17 protein-coding genes are annotated in these 23,854 nt (G+C 72.7%); 3 read left to right on the top strand and 14 right to left on the bottom strand.

All coding sequences use genetic code 11. The annotated features are described in order from the left end of the window. Positions 1-27: 27 nt before the first annotated feature. From typA to TCUR_RS05405, 13 genes are all read right to left on the bottom strand, one after another. The gene (gene typA / locus TCUR_RS05465; RefSeq protein WP_012851476.1) at positions 28-1,881 is read right to left on the bottom strand and encodes a translational GTPase TypA; all 1,854 of its coding nucleotides are present in this window, start codon (positions 1,879-1,881) and stop codon (positions 28-30) included. 237 nt (positions 1,882-2,118) lie between these two features. Continuing rightward, positions 2,119-2,556: a (deoxy)nucleoside triphosphate pyrophosphohydrolase gene (locus tag TCUR_RS05460; RefSeq protein WP_012851475.1), complete on the bottom strand. Its 438-nt coding sequence runs from the start codon at positions 2,554-2,556 to the stop codon at positions 2,119-2,121. 102 nt (positions 2,557-2,658) lie between these two features. Then, positions 2,659-3,102, bottom strand: a complete 444-nt coding sequence (locus tag TCUR_RS05455; RefSeq protein ID WP_012851474.1) for a MarR family winged helix-turn-helix transcriptional regulator — start codon at positions 3,100-3,102, stop codon at positions 2,659-2,661. A 137-nt stretch (positions 3,103-3,239) separates the two neighbouring features. Next, on the bottom strand, positions 3,240-5,063 hold the full coding sequence (locus TCUR_RS24685) for a serine/threonine-protein kinase (protein ID WP_012851473.1): 1,824 nt from the start codon (positions 5,061-5,063) through the stop codon (positions 3,240-3,242). 45 nt (positions 5,064-5,108) lie between these two features. Further along, positions 5,109-6,158: a C40 family peptidase gene (locus TCUR_RS05445; protein WP_012851472.1), complete on the bottom strand. Its 1,050-nt coding sequence runs from the start codon at positions 6,156-6,158 to the stop codon at positions 5,109-5,111. 43 nt (positions 6,159-6,201) lie between these two features. Then, positions 6,202-6,873, bottom strand: a complete 672-nt coding sequence (locus TCUR_RS05440) for a hypothetical protein (RefSeq protein ID WP_012851471.1) — start codon at positions 6,871-6,873, stop codon at positions 6,202-6,204. Then, positions 6,873-9,044, bottom strand: coding sequence for a type IV secretion system protein (locus tag TCUR_RS05435; RefSeq protein WP_245536990.1), 2,172 nt, complete (start codon positions 9,042-9,044; stop codon positions 6,873-6,875). Before TCUR_RS05435 ends, TCUR_RS05440 begins: the two co-directional genes overlap by 1 nt. A 188-nt stretch (positions 9,045-9,232) precedes the next feature. After that, positions 9,233-11,698, bottom strand: a complete 2,466-nt coding sequence (locus TCUR_RS05430; RefSeq protein WP_012851469.1) for an ATP-binding protein — start codon at positions 11,696-11,698, stop codon at positions 9,233-9,235. 403 nt (positions 11,699-12,101) lie between these two features. After that, on the bottom strand, positions 12,102-15,500 hold the full coding sequence (locus TCUR_RS28285; RefSeq protein ID WP_012851467.1) for a conjugal transfer protein: 3,399 nt from the start codon (positions 15,498-15,500) through the stop codon (positions 12,102-12,104). A gap of 245 nt (positions 15,501-15,745) precedes the next feature. After that, positions 15,746-16,027 (bottom strand): hypothetical protein, encoded by a 282-nt coding sequence (locus tag TCUR_RS05420; RefSeq protein WP_012851466.1) that lies wholly within the window; start codon positions 16,025-16,027, stop codon positions 15,746-15,748. Between the two features lie 80 nt (positions 16,028-16,107). Beyond that, complete coding sequence (locus TCUR_RS05415) at positions 16,108-17,142, bottom strand: conjugal transfer protein (RefSeq protein ID WP_012851465.1); 1,035 nt, start codon at positions 17,140-17,142, stop codon at positions 16,108-16,110. A gap of 287 nt (positions 17,143-17,429) precedes the next feature. Then, positions 17,430-18,521: a redox-regulated ATPase YchF gene (gene ychF, locus TCUR_RS05410; RefSeq protein ID WP_012851464.1), complete on the bottom strand. Its 1,092-nt coding sequence runs from the start codon at positions 18,519-18,521 to the stop codon at positions 17,430-17,432. A 58-nt stretch (positions 18,522-18,579) separates the two neighbouring features. Further along, the gene (locus TCUR_RS05405; protein WP_012851463.1) at positions 18,580-19,587 is read right to left on the bottom strand and encodes an alpha/beta hydrolase; all 1,008 of its coding nucleotides are present in this window, start codon (positions 19,585-19,587) and stop codon (positions 18,580-18,582) included. A gap of 158 nt (positions 19,588-19,745) precedes the next feature. Between TCUR_RS05405 and TCUR_RS05400 the strand changes: the two genes are divergently transcribed. Next, positions 19,746-21,251, top strand: a complete 1,506-nt coding sequence (locus tag TCUR_RS05400) for a DNA recombination protein RmuC (RefSeq protein WP_012851462.1) — start codon at positions 19,746-19,748, stop codon at positions 21,249-21,251. Next, entirely contained in the window at positions 21,248-21,862 is a 615-nt protein-coding gene (locus tag TCUR_RS05395; protein ID WP_012851461.1) for a DUF6542 domain-containing protein, read from the top strand. Before TCUR_RS05400 ends, TCUR_RS05395 begins: the two co-directional genes overlap by 4 nt. 13 nt (positions 21,863-21,875) lie before the next feature. Here the strand turns inward: TCUR_RS05395 and TCUR_RS05390 are convergent, their stop codons facing one another. Then, on the bottom strand, positions 21,876-22,838 hold the full coding sequence (locus TCUR_RS05390) for a 4-hydroxy-3-methylbut-2-enyl diphosphate reductase (RefSeq protein ID WP_012851460.1): 963 nt from the start codon (positions 22,836-22,838) through the stop codon (positions 21,876-21,878). Between the two features lie 311 nt (positions 22,839-23,149). On the opposite strand from TCUR_RS05390, the gene TCUR_RS24680 reads away from it, so the two are divergent. Further along, a complete protein-coding gene (locus tag TCUR_RS24680) occupies positions 23,150-23,845 on the top strand; it encodes a DUF8129 domain-containing protein (RefSeq protein ID WP_012851459.1) in 696 nt (231 codons plus the stop codon). Positions 23,846-23,854 lie beyond the last annotated feature (9 nt).

The following is a 23,854-nucleotide window of genomic DNA, read 5'->3' as shown; positions in this document are numbered from 1 at the left end:
CGCCGTTCACCGGCCCCGCGGGTGGGGTCAGCCCGAGCGCTTGGCCCGGGCGCGGATGCGCTCGCGCTCCTTGGCGTCCAGCACCGCCTTGCGGATGCGGATCGCGCCGGGGGTCACCTCCACGCACTCGTCCTCGCGGATGAACTCCAGCGCCTCCTCCAGCGACAGCACCCGCGGCGGGGTCAGTCGCTCCAGCTCCTCCCCGGTGGAGGAGCGCATGTTGGTGAGCTTCTTCTCCTTGGTGATGTTGACGTCCATGTCGTCGGCGCGGGAGTTCTCCCCGACGACCATGCCCTCATACACCTCGGTGCCCGGGCCGACGAAGAAGGTGCCGCGGTCCTGCAGGTTCAGCAGGGCGAACGCGGTGGCGACCCCGGCCCGGTCGGCCACCAGCGAACCGGACGGCCGGGTGCGCAGCTCGCCGAACCACGGCTCATAGCCTTCGAACACGTGGTGGGCGATGCCGGTGCCGCGGGTCTCGGTCAGGAACTCGGTGCGGAACCCGATGAGGCCGCGGGCCGGGACCAGGAACTCCATCCGCACCCAGCCGGTGCCGTGGTTGGTCATCTGCTCCATGCGGCCCTTGCGGACCGCCAGCAGCTGGGTGACCGCGCCCAGGTACTCTTCGGGGACGTCCACGGTCAGCCGCTCGACCGGCTCGCACTTCCTGCCGTCGATCTCGCGGGTGACCACCTGGGGCTTGCCGACGGTCAGCTCATAGCCCTCCCGGCGCATGTTCTCCACCAGCACCGCCAGCGCCAGCTCGCCGCGGCCCTGCACCTCCCAGGCGTCCGGCCGCCCGGTGGGCAGCACCCGGATCGAGACGTTGCCCACCAGTTCGCGTTCCAGCCGCTCCTTGACCAGGCGGGCGGTGACCTTGGTGCCCTTCTCCCGGCCCACCATCGGGCTGGTGTTGGTGCCGATCACCATCGAGATGGCCGGCTCGTCCACGGTGATCAGCGGCAGCGGGCGGGGGTCGTCGGGGTCGGCCAGCGTCTCCCCGATCATGATGTCCGGGATGCCGGCGATGGCCACGATGTCGCCGGGGCCGGCCTCGTCGGCGGGCTTGCGCTCCAGCGCCTCGGTCATCAGCAGCTCGGTGATCTTGACCTTCTCGATGCCGCCGTCCCGGCGGCACCAGGCGACCTGCTGGCCCTTCTTCAGGGTGCCCGAGTGGATCCGGCACAGCGCGATCCGGCCCAGGTAGCTGGAGGCGTCCAGGTTGGTGACATGGGCCCGCAGCGGCATGTCGGGGTCGTAGGTGGGCGCCGGGATGGTCTCCAGGATCGTCTGGAACAGCGGCTCCAGGTCGGGGTTGTCGGGCAGCTCGCCGTTGCCGGGCTTGTTCAACGAGGCCCGCCCGGCCCGCCCGGAGGCGTACACGATCGGGAAGTCGATCTGCTCCTCGGTGGCCTCCAGGTCCATGAACAGCTCATAGACCTCATCGACCACCTCGTCGATCCGCGCGTCCGGCCGGTCGGTCTTGTTGATCACGCAGATCACCGGCAGGTCGGCGGCCAGCGCCTTGCGCAGCACGAAGCGGGTCTGCGGCAGCGGCCCCTCGCTGGCGTCCACCAGCAGCACCACCCCGTCCACCATGGACAGCCCGCGTTCCACCTCGCCGCCGAAGTCGGCGTGGCCGGGAGTGTCGATGATGTTGATCGTCATCCCGTTCCGGCGGATGGCGGTGTTCTTGGCCAGGATCGTGATGCCCTTCTCCCGCTCCAGGTCATCGGAGTCCAGGACGCGCTCGTCCACGTCCTGGTTGTCGCGGAAGGCCCCGGACTGCCAGAGCATCGCGTCGACCAAGGTGGTCTTGCCGTGATCGACATGAGCAACGATCGCGACGTTGCGAAGGTCGTCGCGGGTGGAAAGGGGCATGCGTTCTCGCCTCGGATCTGGGTGTCGGAGCCGCCGCAGACGGGCGCGGCAGGCTCGATTCTACGGGCCGCCACAGACGGCTCCCACCGCGGAAAGCACGAAGGGGATGAGTGCGGGACGACCCCGCCCCGTGCCCGCCTCTGTCCGCCAGAAGGCCAACACCCGGCCGTCCACCGCGTATTCCGGCGAGGATTCACAGCCGTGGCGCCATGGGGTGGCCTCCCCGGCGGTGCGCCGTCAGCGCAGGTGGTCGTGCAGAAGATCGATGACGGGCAGGTCCCCCGGCAGCCAGGAGACCTCGTAAAGCTCCGACGGGCCGAGCCAGCGCAGCGCCAGGTGCTCCAGGGCCCGCGGCTCCCCCTCGACGATCTCGGCGGTCCACACCCGCAGCACATCGTCCCCGCCGCCCAGCGGCCAGTCGCCGCCGATCCGCGCGCCCGGCCGGACTTTGACGCCCAGCTCCTCATAGCACTCGCGGATCAGCGCATCGGTCTCCGACTCTCCCGCGTCGACCTTGCCGCCCGGCAGTTCCCAGCCGCCCGCCAGGTGCGCCGGCTCGGCCCGCTGGGCGGCCAGCAGCCGGCCCGCCCGGATGATCGCTGCCCCGACCACGACGACGATGAGAACCACCCCGCTTCGCCCGGCCCGCGCCGATCGCGGACGCGTGCCCATCATCGCGCGACCGGACCGTCGCCGTCTCGCATGAATCGACGCCCCGCCCCGTCAGGGCTCCCTTCGATCTCGGCGAGGGGGTCATCGGAGCCGCGGCCGGAACGGTCAATGCCCGGGAAAGGCCAGCCGGGTCAGCGCCACCAGCAGCGCGGCGCGGTCCGGGACGCCGGCGAAATAGGCGTCGTCGGTGCCGCGGACGACCTCGATCGCGCGCTCGGCCAGCCCGCGTCCCTCGTCGGTGATGGTCAGCACCCGTTTGCGGGCGTCGCTGGGGTCCACCGCGCGCCGCAGCAGCCCTTTGCCCTCCAGCACCCGCACCACCTGGCTGGTCATCATCACGTCGGTGCCGGCCCGGTCGGCCAGTTCCCGCTGGCTGGGGCAGCGCCCCTGGGCGTCGAACCGCCACAGGCCCTCCAGCAGGACGAACTGCACATGGGTCAGGCCCAAGGGCCTGAGCGCCGAGGTGACCTCGCGCTGCCAGCGCAAGGCGGCCCGCCACAGCAGAAACCCCGGGCCGATCCCCGTGCCACCGTGAATCCGTGCACCCACTGTCGCCCTCCGCCTTCTGCCTTGCGGCCTGTTCAGGCAGCCTGCCCGCCCCGGTGCGCGGGAATCGGCCGACCGGCCCATCCCGGCGCGCGGCAGCCGCCGGCAAGGACTGCCCACCAGGAGGTACGGAGGGAAGGTCACGACGGTGAGGGCGAGGCGGAAGAACCCGTCACGGCGGCGAGGATCTCGGGCCTGAGCAGGTCCGCCGCATCGTGGTAGGGGATGCGCACCGGGCCTGCGATGGTGGAGCCGCCGCTGGTCCACCCCCAGACGATCTCCAGATGCCCGACGCCGAGGGTCAGCTGCCCCCCATCGTCGACCGACTGCTCGGGGACGCCGAACTTGGGCGGGCGGTAGGGGGAGAAGGTGATCGGCAGGGGTGGGTTCAGCGGATCCCGGTTCCGCCAGTAGCGGTCGATCCGCTGGTTGATCCGCCGCTGTCCGGCCGGGGTGTTCAGGATCTCCGGGCGCAGGATGTCGGCGGGTTGCAGCCTGCGCCCGGTCCGCAGGTCCACAGTGACGGTGACGGCCAGCTCACCGCCTTGGTAGCAATCGGTCCGGTGTTCGAAGCGGTACCGTCCCGACAGCAGCGCCGGGCCTCGCACCCCGAAGCTGAAGCGCGATGTCAGCTGCGAGTTCCGGGAGTTGCATCCCGGCGTGTTCCTCATGTTCGACTCGATGGCCTCGCGCATGAAGGCCAGCTGGTCTTCCACCGGGGCGCGCAGCAGCTCGTTGACACGGCGCTGCGTCTGCGCGTCCCGGTGCCCGCTGATCTGCGGGTACTGCCCGTTCCTGAGCTCCAGACGGCCCTCGCTCAAAGAGAGCGTCCGGTTCAGCGCGGCCGTGGTCGCCGTCACCTGGAGCCTTACCGGTGCATCGGCCCGGCGTTCGCTCGTCCCGGCATAGATCGCCGCCCCGGTGACCACGCCGCCGGCCACGACGGCGGCCACGGCGCCGGCGGCCGCCTTGGTCCCGACGGCGGCGAGCAGCCCCTGGCCCGCCGCGCTCGCCCCGGCGGACACAGAACCCGCCGCGCCGGCGCCCCCGGCGGCACCGACCGCGGCGCCCGCCGTCCCGGCCGCGCCCGAGGGGAGGGCCAGCGCGGCCAGCGGGAAGAGCGCGGCCAGCCCGGCGGCGGCCCCGGCCAGGCGTCGCACGCCCCGCTCCAGCCAGTCATCGCCGTAAGCGGCCCGTGCGGCCTCCTGGAGTTCGGCGGCGAAAGCGGCCGCACCGGCCGGGCGGTCGGCGGGGTCCTTGGCCATGCCGCGTTCGACCAGCGGCCGCAGCGGCTCGGGAAGGTCCGCCACCGGCACCGGCGCGTTCAGGTGCAGCGCGGCCAGCTCCGCCGAACTGCCCGCACTGAACGGGCGGCGACCGGTGACGCATTCGTAGAACACACAAGTCGCGGCGTACACGTCGGTGGCCGGGCTCGCCGGGCCGCCCCGCCACTGCTCCGGCGCCATGTACAGGGGCGTGCCGCCCCTGGTGCCCTCGCCGGCCAGGGCGGCGACGCCGAAGTCGACCAGCTTGCTGTTGCCGTCGGCCGGGACCACGACATTGGCGGGCTTGTAGTCGCGGTGCACCACTCCGACGGCGTGCGCGGCGGCCAGCCCGTGCAGCGACCCGCTCAGCACCGCCAGCGCGGCCTCCGGCTCCAGCCTCTGGTACTCCTGCAGGATCCGTTGCAGGGAGACGCCGTTGACCGCCTCCATCACCAGGGCCATGCCCTCGGCCTTCTCGACCAGCCGGTACAGCCGGGCCACATGCGGGTCATCGACCCGTCCCAGCAACCGGGCCTCCCGCCGGAAGGCCTCGCGGGCCGACCGGTCCGCACCCGCGCCCAAGTACTTGATGGCCACGGGAGTGCCCGACCGTTCGTGCCGGGCCAGCACCACCCGGCCCTGCGCGCCCCTGCCGAGCTCGCGTATCTCGGTGAAACCGTCGATTCGCCAATCGCCCATGGTCTCCGTTCAGGAGGCCTGCACCACGGCCGCCGTGGCGCCCGGTCACCTCGCCTGGAGCTTCTTCAGCTGCTCCTGTACCTGCGGATTGGCCAGCGGGCGGGTCACCCCCACCCAGTCGGAGCGCTTGTAGCTTTGCACCCCGATGTTGGGCACGCAGGTGGCGCAGCGGGCGGCGATCATCTTGCCGTTGCCGATGACCAGCCCCACATGGCCGGGCCGGTCCCAGGAGGTGCCGGGACCGGAGTTGAAGAACACCAGGTCGCCGGGACGTTCGGAGCCCTTGGGGATCCGCACCCCGAACGGCCACTGGGTCCAGGTGGAGGGCGGGATGGTCAGCCCGACCGACTTGTAGGCGCCCTCCACCAGGCTGGAGCAGTCCCAGGCGTCCGGGCCGTTGGCGCCGAAGACGTACCGCTTGCCGCGCTGGGCCAGGGCGAAGTCGATGATGCGCTGCACTATCTCATCGACGTCGTCGGGCAGGTTCTCGGTGTCGGAGCACTTGGGGCCGTTCGCCTGCACGATGGTGAAGTCGCCGCCGCCATAGCGCTTGGACCACGACAGCACCAGGTCCACGTAGTCCCAGGAGTGGTTGTACATGTACAGCGCGGTGCGCATCCGCTCGGGGGCGCCGTTGTGCTTGAGGTAGCGCGCCGCCGAGGGGATGGCGTCCGCGGGGTCATAGCGGCTCTTCTTGCCGTCCTTGTTGCCGTCCACGGCGAACGCCTTGAAGGTCGACTCCAGGAACTGCATCGGCCCGCCGGCCCCGGCGTAGTTCTCCCCGGAAGAGACACCGGGCAGCGTCGACCTTCCGTGGTCGGTCTCCACCTTCCCGATTCCCGCCAGGACGTTCCACGGCAGCCCGTAGTCCTTGCCCGCCTTCTTGTACAGCTTCAGGTAGTCGGCGGGGATCGCCTTGGCGTCGGAGGTCTCCTCCGGCTGCCGGCTCGCCTGGCTGGTGTCGACGCAAAACCCCCCTGACCCTCCGCCGTACAGCAGCTGCCCGGCTCCCATGAACACGGGCAAGACGATCAGGGCCGCAAAGAGCGCGCCGGCCGCGACGGCGGCCCCGAGGAACAGCAGACCCCGTCTCATCCGTTCCACTCACCTCCACCGGATCGCCCCAGGGCGCGCCCGGTCAATCGCCCTCGTCGTCCGGAGCGCCCGTGTCGCCGGCCTGGCCCTGGTCGGCACCGGCCGGTTCGAACGCATACACCCGCAGGGCCGAGCCGTCCCGGGCGATCGTCACGGCGAACTGCTTGCTCTCCCGGGTGGTCGAGCCGGACCTGGTGATCTCCTGGTTGCCGGTGACCAGGAAGATCAGGGAATTGGCCTGGATGTCGTAGACGCTGTCGAGCGTGGCGGTGCTGTGCGCGACGACCTGCTCGGCCCGGCGTTCTTCGATCAGCCCCGGCGCGGACGCGCTCCGGGCCAGCTGGATCCGCAGCTCCTCGGTCACCATGGGGGCGAGCCGGTCGATGTAGGCCTGCGGGTCCTCGTCATAGCGGTAGGTGCCGTAGGCGGCGGTGAACCGCTGGGCCAGCGCGGCCGCGGCGGCGAAGTCCCGCTTGGGGAAGGGCAGCAGCCGGTAGATGTCGAAGTTGTCGGCCGTGACGGCGTCGTCGATGCCCGGAGGCGGCACCGACGGCGCCGCCGGGCCGGCCGGGGCCGCCGGGCTGCCGGCGGCCCGCGGCTGCGCGGAGTCGGCCTCGTCGCCGGGGCCGGCCGCGGTCAGGTAGATCCCGATGGCGGCCAGCACCACCACGATCCCAGCGAACAGCAGCTTGCGCCGGCGATCGGTGAGCTCCATCAGTCCTCTCGTTCACTTGCGCCTTCGACCGGACGGAGCCAGAACGGCATCGGCGGGCCCTCGTCGCGGGGCCGGCCTCCCCACAGCGGCGGCGGGGGCTTGCGAGCGGTGCTCTGCCCGGCCCCGTCTCCTCCGCTCCGCGGCCGGGGCACTCCGGCCGCCGGGCTCTTGGGCCGCTCCCCGCCGGAGGAGGCGCCGCCGGAGGAGCCTCCGAACAGGCCCCCGCTGCGGCCCGCCCCGTTGCTCCCGCCTCCTGCAGCCGAGCCGCCACCGGACGAGCCGCCCCCGCCGGAGGAGGGCCGGGCGAGACGGATACCACCGCCCGAGGAGCCGCCGGACGAAGCACCGCCGCCGCTCGTCCCGCCGCCGGAGCCCCGGCCGCCTCGGCCGGCCGTCCAGGAGGTGGGCTTGACCGTCCCGCCGACGACCGCCTCATCCGAGCCGTTCCCGCCGGCCGTCAGGCCGCCGGAGCGCCCGTCACCGGCGGACTTGCTCCGGGAGGGCAGGTTGAGCGGCGGAGCCTCCGCACGGCCGCGTCCGGCCCCCGCCGCCACGCCGCTGCGGCCCCGGCCGGCGACCGCCCCGGCGGTCTCCCCGGCCTCGGCGGTGGCCAGGCCCGCCCGCCGCTCGGCGCCGGTCTCCCCGGCTGCGGCGGCCTCCAACGGTTCCCGCCGCGCCCAGCGCGCCAGGCGGTATCCGGCGGCCCCGGGCACCACCGCGGTGGCGGCGGCCACCGTGCTCTTGCGGGCTTCGGCGATCGACTTGTCCAGGTGGATCTCGCCCTTTTCACGGGCGCCCACCGCCGAGTAGCCGACCGCCGAGAACAGGTGCTGGAACGGCTTGCGGTAGATGAACGCCGCGAAGGTGACCAAGGAAATGAGCAGGATCTGCAGGCCCCAGGGCAGTCCCTCGCTCAGGATGAGGCCGTAGGTCCACAGCAGCAGCGCCAGCACCCCGATCAGCGCGGCCTGTTTGAGCAGCATGGACAGCAGCAGTTCCAGCCAGCGGATCGCGATCACTCGGCCGACCCCCGGATGAATGCCGATGCCCAGGAAGATCGGCCCGGCCACCAGCAGCAGCAAGAAGGCGATCTTCACCACGATCAGCGTGATCGCGATGACCATGACCAGCAGACCGGCGACCACGGCGGCGAACAGCGCGCCGAGCGCGATCGCGAACCGGGTCGTCCAGTTCTTGCCTTGGAAGACCGGGTAGACGCCGGGGTGCTCCTCCTTGATGTTCTTTGCGACCTCCTTGTAGGCGTCGGCCTTCTTGCTCATGTCGAGCTCTCGCTGGCCGTACGCCTCTGACAAGTCGACCGCCTGGGACCACAGCAGTTTGTCGGCGTTGTCCTTGACGATCTTGGCGTTGGGGTCCGTAGTGCCGAACTCGCCCATCAGCCAGGGCTTGCAGACCAGCGCGATCCACAACGCATTGGCGTTGCGAGTAGTGGCATCGACATCCGGCGAGTCCAGCGGATTCTTCCCGGTGGGCGAGGGGATGCAGGTCGTGCCCTTGTTGTCGGCCTGCGGCAGCGCCGCGTTGAAGGCGGCGCTGGTGGCCTCCGACACCTTGGTCCCCAGCGTGGTGAAGTCGGCGGGGCGGGCCACCAGCCAGATCAGCGCGACCATGGCGGCGACCATCCAGATGGTGCCCTCGGTGACCCTGCTGGCCCGTTTGCGCACCAGCCCCCACCAGGCCAGCCAGATGGCGCCCAGGATCACCACCCACGACCAGTAGCGGGCGTTGAAGGTCTTGCCCATCCCGCTGATCACGTCGTCGACGGTGTCCTTGAGCCAGCCCAGCAGCGACTCGGAGGCCGCCGCCTGGTAGACGGTGATGGTCGTGCGGTCTATCACCCGGGCCAGCGTGAAGGTGGTGTTGGCCAGGGCGTTGCCCATCATGTCCATGGCGTCGGAGCAGCCCATGTCCACCGCGTACCAGTGCTGGCCGGCACTCCCGTAGCGGTCGTAGTACGTCAGCTGCTCCGGAGGAGTCCGCTTGAGCTCCTCGCTCGGATAGCCCGGCGGCTTGATCATGCCGTCAAGGCCCGACCCGTACATCTCCGGCGCGGGATTGTCGGCCGGACGGCAGGGGTCGCTGCCGAAGGGGCCGGCCGCGGCCGGGACGATCGGGCCCAAGACGAGCAGCATCAGGACCGTCAACAGCACCGCGCCCCGGCGGCTCCGGCGGGCGGGGAGGAAGCGGCGCCCGCGTCCGGGCGGGTTGACGCCCTCGGCCGGCGACCGCTGCAGCCGAGCGCCTCGCGGCAGGCTCGTCCCGGCCGGCGGCCGCAGGCGGCCGAACGCGCCCGCCGGCCGAACGCGGCTCCGCCACGACCCGTTCATGGGCAGACCTCCTAGCTCTTCAGGGGGGACGTCGGGCGGACCCGGGTGGGGTTGGTGTCCAGCCAGGCCAGCAGCTCCTCCGAGACCAGGTCCACCCCGATCCGGCCGGCCCGGCCGTCCAGATCGCGGAAGATGCACTCGCCGTTGCCCAGGTTGCGCAGTACGGCCTTGTGCTCCTCGGAGGGCTCCACGCCCAGCAGCGACATCACGTTGCCGACCTCCTGCCGCTCGGAGGAGCGGAAGGAGAACACCGACGACAGGCAGTTGGTGACCTGTTCGTTCAGCAGGTCTCCGGCGTTCTGGGAGACCAGGATCAGCGCGGTGTTGCGGGACCGTCCCATCCGCGACACCTCCGGCACCAGCTTGGCGCCCTCGGGGGTGGAGGTGATGGCCCACGCCTCGTCCAGGAAGATCGCCTTGGGCAGCCGGCGGTCCAGGCCGTGCATCAGCCGCCGGGCGAACTGGGAGACCAGGTACATCAGCGCGACCGACAGCCGCTGCTCATAGGAGTAGTCGTCGCGGGAGATCGCCACGTCCGGCAGCGTCAGCCCGCCCAAGGTGAACACGGTCGTCCAGCCGGCGGTGTCGATGCGCTCGCCGCCGGAGGGGTCGAAGCACAGCCGGGCCAGCCGCATCTCCGACATCGACCGCAGCACCGCGCCCAGGTTCTTGGAGGCCGGGTCGTCGGCGTTCTCCAGGTACTCCACCACCTTGCCCAGGGAGGGCCGCTCGCCGTTGGCCACCGCGCCGACCGCCTGGATCATCGCCGACTCGCGCTCCTCCGACATGCGCGGCAGCAGCAGCCGCAGCGTCTCGGTGGCCATGGTCTTCTTGGCGGCCAGGTCGTCGTCGAAGGAGAACGGGTCCAGCAGGCCGGGCGCGGCCGAGCCCAGCGGCAGCACCCGGGCCTTGCGGCCGCGGGCCCGCAGCAGCTCCACCAGGGACTCGGCGTCGCCCTTGGGGTCGATGGCGGCGATGGTCACCCCCCGCAGCGCCATCTGGTAGATCAGCAGCAGCGCCAGTGTGGTCTTGCCGCCGCCGGGCTCGCCGGTGATGGCGACCGCGGTGGGACGGTTGCGGGCCGCCGCCACCAGCGGGTCGAAGTGCACGATGGAGCGGGCCCGGCCCAGGGTCTGCCCGATGTAGGGGCCGATCCAGCCGCCTCCGTTCTCGTCCCGCCGGTCGCCCAGGTCCACGGTGGCGGTGGGCATGCCGCCGGCGATGGTGCGCAGCGGCTGCCGCTGGGCGTAGGCGCCCACCCGGATCCGGTCGCCCGGCAGCGACTCCAAAAACAGCGAGAACTGGTCGCCGGTGGAGTTGACCACGTCGATGCCGATGTCGCGGTAGTGCTCGACCACCGCGTCCACCCGCTGGGCCAGCAGCTCCTCGGTCGGGGCGGTCACGATCAGCCGGTGCCAGCCGTAGACGAACGGCAGCCGCTCCTTGGTGATGCCGTGCTCCAGCATCCGGGCGGCGTCGATCTGCTCGGCCAGCGCCAGCGGCGCCTCCGCGCCGGCCTCCCGGATGTGCTGGTCCATGTCGCGGGCGTGGGCCAGCTTGCGGGAGACGTCCTTGGAGGCCTTGGCCGGGGAGATCAGTTTCATCCGGGAGCTGATCTCCACCGGGAACGGCAGTGCGTCGGCGTAGTGCATCCACGGCTCGCCGTCGGGGAAGGGCATCAGGTCGGGGAAGCGCGCGAAGCTGAGGTAGGCCACGTAGGAGGAGTTGACCGCCCCTCCGGCGCCGTTGGTGCCCGGCTGCTCCATGCGCAGGTAGGAGCGCCCGTTGTGGATCGCTCCCTCCACCAGCGCCTCGATCTCTCCGGCGCCCCAGGTGCGGCGCGGCACCGCCGACGGCGGCGGGTCCTGCAGCGACCCGGAAACCGCGTGCTGGAACAGCCACGCCACCTCCGTCGAGGTGGCGTGGCGGGCGTACAGGGCCGAGCTGCCCAGGGCCCGGCCTATCCGTTCGGCCTGCTCGGTCCAGCGGGCGATCTCCTTGGCGTCGATCGCGTCGTCCTCGATGCCCAGCACCTGTTCGCTGCGCTTGTAGAAGCCCAGCAGCTGGGACAGCACCCCGCCGGACAGCTGAGCGCCCATGCCGCGCGGCCCCAGCCGGACGCCGAGGTAGACCTCCTTGGTCCAGAACTCCTGGCTCCAGACGTGGGCGTACATCTCTTCCAGGTACTCGCGCCAGCCGGGGCCGCCGTCGGAGGTGCGGTCCAGGCTGCGCGCCCACTCGGCGGCCGGGTAGAGACGGTGCGCGATGCGCAGGTGCACTTCGGCGTCCTGCATCCGGATACCGGCCAGCGCGATGGTGATGTTGGTGGCCAGCGCCTCGCGCTCCTCGGCGGTGGTGAACTCATACGACACCGTCGGCAACCGGAAGTACGCCCAGGCCGCCTGGTCGGTCAGCAGGATGCGGTCGTCGAAGTACCGCACCGCCAGGCGGCTGGAACGCGCCCTGCTCCTGCTCATCTCATCCGCTCCGCTCGCCTGTCGCGTCCGTCCGTGCGCGCGTGCCCGCCGCCGGCGGGACGGCGGCGGTGCGGCGCCGCTCCTTCGGCGGCCGTCCCGTCCTCCTCACGGCGCACGACGGCACCCGCTCCTGCAGCGCCCTCGGCGTGTGGTCTGCTCACAGGGTCCCCCGCCTTCTTTCCGGCGCCATCTCCCCCAGAGGCCACATCCGCCCGGCCCTGCACGGAACTCACATCTTCCCTTGCGCCCGGCGCGGGCGCGGCGCGGCGGGCGGCGTCCTCGATCATCCCGGATCGGCGGCGCATCCGGTGCACGTTGCGTTCATATCGCAGCGACGCACCGCATCCCCGGCCTTGCGGCGGCCGTCCGCAGGCGGGGGTGCGGGGCCGGAGGGCGGCGGCGCTCATACGGTGCCCTCCTGCTGCCGCTCCGCGTCCTCGTGCCGCACGTAGCGCTCGGGCAGTTCGGAGAAGCCGCCCGCGATGACACCGGCCAGCGCCAGGTAGGCGCGGCGCGTGGGAGAGCGCAGCGACTTGAGTTCGTTGCGGGGGGCTCGGTCCATGCTGAGGTGATCGTCCCACGGAATGCGCACCAGGGCCCGGCAACGCCCCCGGGCGACCGCCTCGGCCTGCTCGACGTCGGCCATGCTGCGCCGGCTGACCCCGTTGATCACGGTCACCGCGCGGGAGCGCAGCTCGTCATAGCCGTGCCCGTCCAGCCACTCGAAGGTCATCGCCACCGCCCGCGGCGCGTCCGCGCTGGCCGGGGCGACCAGCACGATCTGGTCGGCGTGCGGCAGCACCCGCGCCACCACCGCCGCCGCCGCGTCCAGCAGCGTGATCGAGTAGAACTTGTCGATGGTCCGGATCGCCAGCGCATAGTCGCGGTCGTCCAGCGCCTGCAGCGGGTTCTTGCCCGCGGCGATGACGTCCAGGCCGGACTTGGCCTGCGAGGTGTAGCGGCGCATGGCGGTCAGCGTGGTGACCTGGTCGGCCCGGGTGATCAGGCTGGTGAGGGTCTCGTGGGTGTCGCTGCGGGTGCGCCGGGCCAGCGCCCCGGGACCGGGGTTGATGTCGATCGCCACCACCGGTTCGCCGCAGTACTGGGCGAAGGTGTGCCCCAGCATCAGGGCGGTGACGGTCTGCCCGGCCCCGCCGGTGCAGCCCAGCACCACGATGCGGCGGGTGCCCTGGAAGGGGCGCTGCAGCCGTTCCTGGTACTCCTCGTCGAGGTGGCTGTGCCCGCCGCTGACCGCCGCGATGAGCCGGCGCAGCCCGCCGCCGGAGGTGCTCTCCTGCTCGGGGCCGGGCGGGGTGATCGCCGGGCCGCTGGGCGGGGGCGGCGACGGGGGCGGCGGGAGCGGACGCGGCCGCACCGGCGAAGCCGGGCCCGAGCGCACCTGCCGGGCCGGGGCCGGCGGCGGAGACGGCTGTGCCGCGTGCTCTGCGCCCGCGACCCGCTGGTCCGGCGGCGGGGTGAACGGCGTCCCCTGGGCGGGTCGGCCCGCCGGCGGCGCGCCCGCGGGCCGGCCGGGGGCATGGCCCTGCGGCTGGGGGAACGGGCCGGGGGCGGGACGGCCCTGCGCGGGCTGTCCCCCGGCCGCGGCGGGCGGCCAGGGCGCCCGGATCGCCGGCTGCGGCCCCGTGGCACGCCGGTCGGCGGGCGGGTGTCCCACCGCGGGGCCGGGCGGCGGCTGATCGACGGTGCGCGGCGGACCGGCGGGGGTCTGGCCGTGGGGCGGCGGCGCGGCCGGCGGCAGTCCGCCGGGTGGCGCGGCGGGCACGCCGCCGGGTGGCGCGGCGGTTCCGGGAGCCTGCGAAGGAGGTCCGGCGGGCCCGGATTCCCGAGCCGGCCGTCCGCCGTCTGCGGGGGCGCCGGTGTTCCCCTTCGGGTGGGCTCCGGCGACCGGCACCGGCGGCCACACCAGCACGTCCGTTCTCGCCGGGCGCAGCGGCCGGGACAGCCCGTCCCGCCAGGGCCGGGTCGGCATCTGGGGACGGTCCTGCTCACCGGCCTGCGGCTCGGTGGGCGGCCGGTTCTGGGCGGAGGCGGCCTCGGCGGCGGGCTGCGGCTCGGCGGCCGTGGCCTGGCGGCCGTCTTCCCGATCGGTGCGGGCGGCGCCGAACGCCCGGGGCACCTGAGGGATGTCGGGCACGGTGGTGCCCGGGACCTGCTGGGGGATGTCCGGCCGCGTGCGAGGAGCGCCGTCCGCCGCGGCCGTCTCCCCTGCTTGGTCGTCTTCGGCGGGTTCGCGCGCCGCGATCTTCCGCTGCGGCTCGCCCGCGGCGGGAGCCGCCTGCGAGTCGCCTGCGGCGGCCTCGGCCGGTGTTTCGGCGGCGTCCGGGGCCTCCGTCGCCGCGGGTTCGTCCTGCGGGCCTGCGTCCGGTGTCGGTTCGGTGGCGGCCTCGGCCGCGGCAGGGTCTGTTGGAGCCCGGGAGGGCTCTGCCGGCGCCTCGTCGGCGGTCTCCGGAGCAGAAGGGGCGTCCTGCCGGTCTTCGGGACCGGAGGATTCGGCGGAGGCCTGCGGAGGAAGGGGCGCCTCCGCCGTCGCGCCGGTGGCGTCCGAGGCGGCGAGGGCGTCCTCCTGCTCGGAGGCGCTGCCGGGGTGCCGGTCGGAGGATGCCGGCGGACCGGCCGACGCATCATCCGCGGCGGCCGGGGGCTCGGGCCGGCGGGCGAGGGGGCCGCTCGCGGCGGGCTGCGCCGAAGGACGGGAGGTCTCAGCCGGTGCCGTGCCGGGGGCGGCAGAGGGCGCAGCGGCGGGTGCGGTCTCGCCGGCCGCGGTGGGCGGGCCGGCCGGAGCCGGAGGCGGGGCGGGCGGGGAAGGCCGCTCCTGCGGTGCCTCGGCGGGCACGGGGCGTGGCGGCGGGACCTGCGGTGCGGGCAGGCCCGCTCGTGCCGGCGCGGGGGCACCCGATGACGTGCCGGGACCGGAGGCGGGGGAGGCGGAAGGCGCCGGGCGGCCGGGAACGCCCTGGGGACGGGCGGGCTGCGGTCCGGCCGGGGGCACGGCGGGCCACAGTTCGGCGGCCTCGCCGGGCCGTTTGACCCCGGAGGCCAAGGCCCGCCTGCCGGAGGCCGGCGGGGGGACCTCCAGCCGGGGAGTGGCCGGCGGCCGTTCCAGGTCCGCGGAAGGGACCGGCCGGGTCCGGGACGGCGGGACGTCGGATTCGTGGGAGATGCTGCGCGGCGTGGTGGGGCGCCACGGTCTGGCGGCGCGGCGGGCGGGCGTCCCGGTGCCGACGGCGGGAGCGTGCCCGGAGGGCGCGGCGGGCGGGGCGGCCGCGGCCAGACCGGCCATCGGGACCACGGCGCTGTGCCGGCGGCGCGCCGGAGCGGGGGTCTGCTCCCGTTCCTTGTGTTCTTTGCTTTGCTGTTCCTTGTGAGCGCGGACGGCGGCGCGGGCGGGAGCCGCGGCCGGGACGGGCGGGTCGGTGCGGCGCCGCCAGATGCGGGCGACGACCACGACCTCACGGGGTTCGCGGATGGGGGTCAGGCGGCACCAGGTGCGGGGCTCGGTCAGGTAGCGCGCCTGCGACAGCAGCAGCTCGGTCAGCCGCTTGCCCTCGATGACGGGACGGGTGGCCAGCCAGGTGAGCACCCCGGGCGGCACCAGGTAGAGCACGTGCCAGGGCGTCTTGAGCGGGACGCCGATGAGCATGAGCAGCAGCACCCAGGGCACGAAGACGCCGACGAAGACGCCGATCTGCACGAGCGGCAGGGGCATCGGCAGGCGCAGGTCGTACAGCTTGTACAACCGCTTCTCGATGCGCCATATGTTCGTGTACGTGGGTAGATCCACGCCCTACTCCCCTAACTGTGACGAGCACAGCGCCGTGCCGACTCCGTCATGGATCCGCACCGGACGTCACCGCCGGACCGGCGGATGGGACCTTCCTCGCCCGCTGCTTCGGCACCCGGCCCACGGCTCCGCGCCGGGCTGAGACACCGCCCGGGACGGCCGCGAAGACGCCCGGGCCGCGCCGGCGGCGAACCGGCCTTCCGGCGGGCCGGTGGGACGGGTGTCGAAAAGGGCTCATTCGTCGCTCAGCTCAAATTCACTCCCAGGGCCGCCGCGATCGCTTTGGCCGTGACCTCGATGATGTTCGGCACATAGAAGATGATTCCGATTCCGATCGCCAGGACGATGAATTGCACAAAACGGGTGATCTCGCGGGTGAAGAGAAAGAAGATCGCCACGATCGACACGATGACGAGGAACAACGGCCCGAAGATCTGACGCAACCAGTCGGCCAGCTGGTCGGTCTTCAATTCGTCCGGCGAAGCCAGAATCAGGTCGGAGATCGACGCCATGGTGTGCAGCAGCATCGACTGACTACCTCTCTGCTTCGGCGGGCTTGCAACGCTTGCGGGGGTCGGGGTCGGCGTATGGGCTCATGTCACTTCCCTTATGGCCCGATGGGTCTGCCCACGCCCCGGATGTCTCTGACGTACCAGGTCCCGTCCTTCTTCACCACCGTGAGCTCATAGGCCGACTCCAACTCCGCAGCGGCGCCCTCGGCGTCCTGTCCGGGCATCCGCCAGGTGACGACGACCGTGACGGTGCGCCGGTCGGCCGGGCCGCGGGGGGCGACCACCTCGGCCAGCCGGACGAAGGTGACGGACTTGCCCAGCCCGGTGATGGGCGGGCCGTCGGTGAAGCGGGCCAGCGCGGCCTCCTCGCTGCTGGCGTAGGCCTCGAAGAAGGCCCCCAGCAGCACGGTCTGCAGCTCGCCCTCCAGTTCGCCGTCGCGCTCGCCGACGCCGCGCTGCGGCAGCGCGGCCTTGGCGGGCGGGGGCAGCAGGGCGGGGCGCGCGGAGACGACCATGGCGCCGTCCTTGGCGTAGACGGGCACGGCCAGCGACAGCCAGCGGTCCCCGGCGCGGGCCAGCAGCGTGACGACCGCGTTGTTGTCGTCGCGCACCTCGACCCCGGCGACCTGAACGGACTGCACCTGCTGGGTGCCGACCCCGTTCCAGCCGAACTGGCCCAGCGTGCCGTCGGGCAGGAAGGCCTGCAGCCGGCGCTCGCGCTCGGCGGGCTTCTCCTGGTCGTAGTTGAGGTAGACCTGCCCGAACTGCAGCGCGAACGCCGATGCGGCCGCGGTCGGGAAACGCGAGGCGGGCGAGTTGCCGGACGGGGCCTGCGTGGGGGCGGGGTCGGCGGTGAGCCGTTCGATGGGGACGCGCACGCCGTTGACCACGATGACGATGATCAACGCCCACAGCACCGCCCGGCCCAGCCAGACCCACCAGCGGCCGCCGGAGCCGGCCCAGCGGCCGCCGCGCCGCCTCCCTGCGCCCTCCTCCGGAAAGTCGGCAAGGCCGGAGGTCGTCTCCACGGCACCGGCGATGCCGGGGCCGCTCGTCGCCCCGTCCCGCTGGACGGCCGTCTCCCCGCTGTGTGCCACGGTCCGCTCCCGCGCCACCGCTCGGCGAGCCATCGCGCCTCCGCTCGCGCCTACCCCGTCGGCGCGGTCATCTGCCTGCTCTGGTCATCCTCTGGTCATGGATCGGCTTAGGCCGCATTAGGGCCCGTTCAGCCTAACCCGGCCCAGCCTAACCACGGATGTCAATTGTTCCAGCGACACGCTATGGCGCACACCCCGCCGCGCGGCTGTGGACAACTCGCTCCACCTGGCGCCGGAGCCGAGAAGATGACCCGACGGCCACAATCGACTATCTGCCGCCCAAGTCAGGTCATAGCCGTAAGAATGGCCTGTTGACCTGCTCAAACGTTGAAACGGAACTCCACGACGTCGCCGTCGCGCATCACATAGTCCTTGCCCTCGATGCGGACCTTGCCGGCGGTGCGGGCGGCGGCCATGGACCCGGCCTCCACCAGGTCCTCGAACGAGATGACCTCGGCCTTGATGAATCCGCGCTGGAAGTCGCTGTGGATGACGCCGGCCGCCTCCGGGGCGGTGGCGCCCTTGCGGATCGTCCAGGCGCGGGCCTCCTTGGGCCCGGCGGTCAGGAAGGTCTGCAACCCGAGCGTGTCGAACCCCACTCGCGCCAGCTGGGACAGGCCCGACTCCTGCTGGCCCATGCTCTGCAGCAGTTCCAGCGCCTCCTCATCGGGCAGCTCGATCAGCTCGGCCTCGATCTTGGCGTTCAGGAAGATCGCCTCGGCCGGGGCCACCAGCTCGCTCATCCGGGCCCGCAGCTCCTGGTCGGCCAGCTCGTCCTCGTCCAGGTTGAACACGTACAAAAACGGCTTGGCGGTCAGCAGCTGCAGCTCGCGCAGCAGTGTCAGGTCGATGCCGGCCGCACCGGCCCCGGCGAACAGGGTGGTGCCGCCGTCCAGCACCTTCTGGGCGGTCTTGACGGCGTCCACCAGGGCCAGCCCGTCGCGGTCCTTCTTGGTGCGCGCCTCCTTCTCCAGGCGCGGCAGGGCCTTCTCGATGGTCTGCAGGTCGGCCAGGATCAGCTCGGTGTTGATGGTCTCGATGTCGCGCAGCGGCTCCACCGAGCCGTCCACATGGGTCACATCCGGGTCGCGGAACACCCGGATGACCTGGCAGATGGCGTTGGTCTCGCGGATGTTGGCCAGGAACTTGTTGCCCAGCCCCTGCCCCTCGTAGGCGCCGCGCACGATGCCGGCGATGTCCACGAACTCCACGGTGGCCGGGACGATCTTGGCCGAGCCGAAGATCTCCGCCAGCTTCTCCAGGCGCGGGTCGGGCACGCCCACCACGCCCACGTTCGGCTCGATGGTGGCGAACGGGTAGTTGGCGGCCAGCACGTCGTTCTTGGTCAGCGCGTTGAACAGCGTGGACTTGCCGACGTTGGGCAGCCCGACGATTCCGATGGACAGGCTCACGCCAGGCGAGTCTATTGGCTGCCGGGCGTCCCCCCGTACTCCGCGGCCGGCCCCGCGGTCAGCCTTCGACGCGGCGGAGGAACTCGGCCATGTGCCGGAAGGCCGCCTTGCCCTCGGGGATGTAGTCGGCGAACACCGGGAACACGTGCGCCTGCCCGGCCCACTCCTGGTGGACGACCTCGACCCCGGCGGCGCGGGCCCGGCGGGCCACCTCGCGGGAGTCGTCGCGGAGGATCTCGGTGGTGCTGGCGATGAGCATCAACGGCGGCAGGCCCGTCAGGTCCCCGCGCACCGGCGAGAACAGCGGGTCGTCCTCCTTCTTGCCGGCGCAGAACCGCCTGCCCAGCCAGGCGAGCTTGTCCGCCGGGATGAGGACGTCGCTGTGGCGGTTGACCCGGTGGGAGTCGGCGGTGCACAGCAGGTCAGCCCACGGGGACAGGCAGATGGCGGCCCTGGGCAGGGGCCGGCCCTCTTTCTTCAGCGCCAGCAGCAGCGCCAGCGTCAGGTGCCCGCCGGCCGAATCGCCGCCCACGACGACGTCCTCGGCGCGATATCCGCGTTTGAGGAGGAAGTCGTAGGCGTCCAGGGCGTCCTGGAGGGCGTCGGCCGGGGTGTGCTCGGGGGCGAGCCGGTAATCGAGTGCGAATACCGGACGTCCCGTAGCGGCTGACAGGCGCCAGTTGAACGGCCGGTAAAGCCGCGGGCTGCCGAAGAAATAACCACCGCCGTGCAGGTACAGCAGCACCTTGCGTTCATCGGGCATGCCCGCCCGGACCCATTCGCTGCCGCTGGGCCGGCCGATGTCCTCCGGGGTGATCGTCACGCCCGGCGGGACGAACTGCAGCCGGCTCAGCAGGGCGGTGGCCCGCTGCAGGCGCACCAGGCCCGCGTCGCCGTCCGGCCCGTACTGCCAGGCCGATTTGCCGAACATGCGGATGAAGCGCCCGGCCATGCGGGCCTGCGGGGTGGGGCCGTCTTGGGGTTCCAGCGCGATCGCCGCGGCGAGGCGGCGCCTGGCCCCGGCCGCGAAGGGCCGGCTCGAAGCAGCCCGGGGGGTGGCGGGCATCGTGGCCTCCTACCTGCTTCCTGCCGTCCGTGGACGTCATCGCCCGGTGCAAGACGCCCGTCATATCCGACTGGTGAACGGTGAGTCTAATTGCCGGGGCGGGCCGTGTCTCGGCGCGTCGAGTCGGTTCGCCCCCACTGCGGTGCCACGATTCGGGCATGGATCTCGCGCTGCTGCTCGGCCTGGTCCTGGGGCTCGCCTTGGGCGCGGTGGCCGGGTACGCGCTGGCCACCACCCGCCAGGCCGTGCTGGTCGCCCGCGCCAAGGCCGCCGAAGAGCAGCTGAGCCGCCTGGAGCAGCGGCTGTCGGAGCACTTTGAAAGCCTGTCGGCCAAGGCCCTGGACGCCAGCAACCGGCGGTTCCTGGAGCTGGCCGACGCCCGGCTGCGGGCGGCCGGCGCCGAGGCGGCCGGTGAGCTGGAGCGGCGCAAGCAGGCCGTGGAGCACCTGGTGGCGCCGCTGCGGGAGACGCTGGAGAAGGTGGCCGAACAGCTGCGGGAGGTGGAGACCGGCCGCCGCGAGTCCCACGCCATGCTGGCCAAGCAGGTGGAGTTCGTGCGGCGCAGCTCCGAAGAGCTGCGGGCGGAGACCCAGGCGCTGGCGCGCGCCCTGCAGCGGCCCGAGGCCCGGGGCCGCTGGGGCGAGCTGCAGCTGCGGCGGGTGGTGGAGCTGGCCGGCATGATGCGCCACTGCGACTTCGACGAGCAGGTCACCGGCCACGGCGACGACGGCGCGCTGCGGCCGGACCTGGTGGTGCGCCTGGTCGGCGGCAAGACCATCGTGGTGGACGCCAAGGTGCCGCTGAGCGCCTACCTGGAGGCCGCCGCCACCGACGATCCGAAGCTGCGGACGGCGCGGCTGCAGGCGCACGCCCGGCAGCTGCGCGACCACGTGGACCACCTGGCCTCCAAGGCGTACTGGCGGGCCTTCAGCCCGGCGCCGGAGTTCGTGGTGCTGTTCATCCCGGGCGAGGCGTTCTTGGCGCCGGCCCTGGAGCACTCCCCCGAGCTGCTGGAGTACGCGCTCTCCCGCCGGGTGCACATCGCCACCCCCACCACCTTGGTGTCGATGCTGCGCACCGTGGCCTACGCCTGGCAGCAGGAGGCGCTGTCGCGCAACGCGCGGACGGTGTTCGAGCTGGGCCGGCAGCTGTATGAGCGGCTGGGCACGCTGGGCGGCCACATCGACGAGCTGGGACGGTCGCTGAGCGGGGCGGTCAGGTCCTACAACCGGGCGGTGGGGTCGCTGGAGAGCCGGGTGCTGGTGAGCGCCCGCCGGATGAACGAGCTGGGCCTGGTCGATGAGCCGCTTCGGGCGCCGCGGCCGGTGACCGACAGTCCCCGCGCCCCGTCGGCGGCCGAGCTTGCGGCGAAACCCGCTGCGGCAGGCTCCTCCCCCGCCGCCGGCCCGCCCGATGACCTCTGCGATGGCCGGCGTCCGGCCGCGCACTCGCCCTCCGGACCTGTAAGTTTCGGAAAACAGGTCGTCCCCGGTCCGGTCGGCCGGGAGGCGCCGCCCGGGGACGCCGACGGTCCCACCGCCGTGCCCGTCGACGAACGGCATGGCGCGACGGCCGCTGAGGCGGCGGTGCGGGCCCGGGCGAACACGCCGCCTGCGGACGGCGGGTACGGCCATGCCGATGGGGCGAGCGAGGAGGACAGATGACCGCTACGGCGTCGCGCGGCCCGTCCGGGGACGCAGCACCGGCGTCGGCGGGGCAGGCGCCGGCGCGCCGGGGCCGAGCCGGCCGGCCCGCCAGGGCGCGCCGGTCCGGCAGGCCGGGCCGGTCGGCGGGCGCGGTCACCGGCCGGGGCGGCATCGTCATCCTGTTCGGGCTGGGGCTGACCGGTGCGCTGGCCGCGCGCTGGCTGGACCTGGAGCTGCTGGCCGGGCTGGGGTTCGTGGCCGGCTGCGCGCTGGCCGCGCTGACCACCCGCCCGGCGGACCTGCTGACGTTGACGGTGAGCCCGCCGCTGGTGTTCTTCGTGCTCACCGTGGTCGCCGAGACGCTGACCACGCTCGGTCAGGAGTCCCTGCTGCGCGGGGTGCTGGTGGGCGTGCTCACCTCGCTGGCCACCGGCGCGCCCTGGCTGTATGGGGGCAGTGCGCTGGTGGTGCTCATCGCGATCCCGCGCGGGCTGCCGGAGCAAGTGCGCGACCTGCGCAGGCGCCTGGCGGGCAGCCGGATCCTGCAGGAGGACGAGAACGCCGACCCGGTCCGCTGGGAGGAGTCCCCGCGCCGCACCCCGCCGCCGCACCACGGCGAGGTCGACTGAAAGACCGCCCCGCTCAGGCGGGGGCGCGCAGGTCCTTGCGCAGTTCCTTGGGCAGGGCGAAGCGCATGCTCTCGGGCACCGACTCGATCTCCTCGACCCGGTCGTAGCCGCGCTCGGCCAGCCAGTCCAGCACGCCGCGGACCAGGATCTCCGGCACCGAGGCGCCGCTGGTCACCCCGACCGTGGAGACGCCCTCCAGCCAGGCCGGGTCGATCTGGTCGGCGTAGTCCACCAGATGGGCCGCCTTGGCGCCGTACTCCTTGGCCACCTCCACCAGCCGCACCGAGTTGGAGGAGTTCTGCGAGCCGACCACGATGACCAGCTCGGCCTGCGCGGCGATCTGCTTGACCGCGGTCTGCCGGTTCTGGGTGGCGTAGCAGATGTCGTCCGACGGCGGGTCGACCAGATTGGGGAAGCGTTCGCGCAGCGCCGCCACCGTGGCCATCGTCTCGTCCACCGACAGCGTGGTCTGCGACAGCCAGGCCACCTTGTCCGGGTCGCGAACCTGCACGTTGGCCACATCGTCCGGGCCGTCGACCAGGCGGATGTGGTCGGGGGCCTCGCCGGAGGTGCCGATGACCTCCTCATGCCCCTCGTGGCCGATCAGCAGGATGTCGTAGTCGTCGGCGGCGAACCGCACCGCCTCCTTGTGCACCTTGGTGACCAGCGGGCAGGTCGCGTCGATGGTGCGCAGGTTGCGGGCCCGCGCCTCCTCGTGCACCGCCGGGGCCACCCCGTGCGCCGAGAAGATCACGATGGCGCCCTCGGGGACCTCTTCGGTCTCGTCGACGAAGATCGCCCCGCGTTCTTCCAGCGTTTTGACCACGTGGACGTTGTGGACGATCTGCTTGCGGACGTAGATCGGCGCCCCGTACTTCTCCAAGGCGATCTCCACCGTCCGAACGGCGCGATCGACGCCCGCGCAATAACCACGCGGCTTGGCGAGTAGGACACGGCGGTCGGCGGTGGAGGTCATGGGCCAATTGTACGGGCGAGGGCGGATCCGCCCGCCCCACGGACGCCGCGGCCCGGTGAATAGGGTCGTCCGTCCCGTGTTCGGCGGAACCGCGGCGGGTACCGGCCAGGGAAAGGAGCCGAGCCCGCCGGGTGCCATGATGTGATCCGTTCCACGTTCCGGGCCGCCGGGAAGGGTCCGGCGCGGGGTGCCCGTGATCGCACCGGTGCGGCACAGTGATACAGGACGGCCGTGTTGTGTCGATTCAACGCCATTCGATTGTTCCAAACCGCTTCAGACCGATTTCCGGGGACAGCAGGGAGACGAGGACGATGACCAAGTCGCCGCGCCGCCTCAAACAGCAACTCCAGCACGCCGTGAGCGAACAGGTCCGCGACCTCCCGCTGCACGCGATCCGGCTGGCGATGTTCGGCGTGGGCCGGGCTCTGCTGCTGAGCGACCGGGTGACCAGGGACTACAAGGACCTGCGCGAGCACGGGGTGGGGCCGGTGCTCCACCGGCTCCGCGAGGACGCCCAGCACACCGCGGCGAAGGTCGCCGACCGGGTGGCGACGCTGGTGCGCGGCGGCGAGGAGGAGACCGCGGCCGCCCCCACCCCGGTCGCCGAGCCGCCCGCCGCCCGCTCCAGGCCGCGGCCCGCCCCGAAGGAGATCGCGGTCGGCAAGCCCGCGGCCAAGGCCGGCGCCGAGTCCTCCCCTGCCGCCCGTCCCGAGCCCGCCCCGCAGCCTGAGCCGAAGACCGAGCCGCAGCCTGAGCCGAAGTCCGAGAAGCCCGAGCCGCAGGCCGCCCGCGGCGAGCCGGGTCCGAAGAAGGCGGCCAAGACCGCGGCCGAGCTGCCGGTGCCCAACTACGACGAGGCCACGCTGCCGCAGCTGCGGGCCCGGCTGCGCGGGCTGAGCGCCGAGCAGGTCCGGCTGCTGCGCGAGTACGAGCGCAACCACGCCGCCCGCGCCGAGGTGCTGCGCATGTATGAGAACCGCCTCGCCAAGCTCAACGGCGACCGCTGACGACCCGTT

The organism is Thermomonospora curvata DSM 43183 (assembly GCF_000024385.1).
In the GTDB taxonomy this organism is placed as follows: Bacteria; Actinomycetota; Actinomycetes; order Streptosporangiales; family Streptosporangiaceae; genus Thermomonospora; species Thermomonospora curvata.
The sequence above is the reverse complement of the archived record's forward strand: the minus strand, read 5'-3'. Positions and strand labels throughout refer to the sequence as shown.

What these genes read in the sequence shown, in the direction of transcription:
- typA (WP_012851476.1), bottom strand. Translation starts at nt 1,881, where the DNA reads ATGCCCCTTTCCACCCGCGACGACCTTCGCAACGTCGCGATCGTTGCT.
- TCUR_RS05460 (WP_012851475.1), bottom strand. Translation starts at nt 2,556, where the DNA reads ATGATGGGCACGCGTCCGCGATCGGCGCGGGCCGGGCGAAGCGGGGTG.
- TCUR_RS24685 (WP_012851473.1), bottom strand. Translation starts at nt 5,063, where the DNA reads ATGGGCGATTGGCGAATCGACGGTTTCACCGAGATACGCGAGCTCGGC.
- TCUR_RS05445 (WP_012851472.1), bottom strand. Translation starts at nt 6,158, where the DNA reads ATGAGACGGGGTCTGCTGTTCCTCGGGGCCGCCGTCGCGGCCGGCGCG.
- TCUR_RS05440 (WP_012851471.1), bottom strand. Translation starts at nt 6,873, where the DNA reads ATGGAGCTCACCGATCGCCGGCGCAAGCTGCTGTTCGCTGGGATCGTG.
- TCUR_RS05430 (WP_012851469.1), bottom strand. Translation starts at nt 11,698, where the DNA reads ATGAGCAGGAGCAGGGCGCGTTCCAGCCGCCTGGCGGTGCGGTACTTC.
- TCUR_RS05420 (WP_012851466.1), bottom strand. Translation starts at nt 16,027, where the DNA reads ATGCTGCTGCACACCATGGCGTCGATCTCCGACCTGATTCTGGCTTCG.
- TCUR_RS05415 (WP_012851465.1), bottom strand. Translation starts at nt 17,142, where the DNA reads ATGGCTCGCCGAGCGGTGGCGCGGGAGCGGACCGTGGCACACAGCGGG.
- TCUR_RS05405 (WP_012851463.1), bottom strand. Translation starts at nt 19,587, where the DNA reads ATGCCCGCCACCCCCCGGGCTGCTTCGAGCCGGCCCTTCGCGGCCGGG.
- TCUR_RS05400 (WP_012851462.1), top strand. Translation starts at nt 19,746, where the DNA reads ATGGATCTCGCGCTGCTGCTCGGCCTGGTCCTGGGGCTCGCCTTGGGC.
- TCUR_RS05395 (WP_012851461.1), top strand. Translation starts at nt 21,248, where the DNA reads ATGACCGCTACGGCGTCGCGCGGCCCGTCCGGGGACGCAGCACCGGCG.
- TCUR_RS05390 (WP_012851460.1), bottom strand. Translation starts at nt 22,838, where the DNA reads ATGACCTCCACCGCCGACCGCCGTGTCCTACTCGCCAAGCCGCGTGGT.
- TCUR_RS24680 (WP_012851459.1), top strand. Translation starts at nt 23,150, where the DNA reads ATGACCAAGTCGCCGCGCCGCCTCAAACAGCAACTCCAGCACGCCGTG.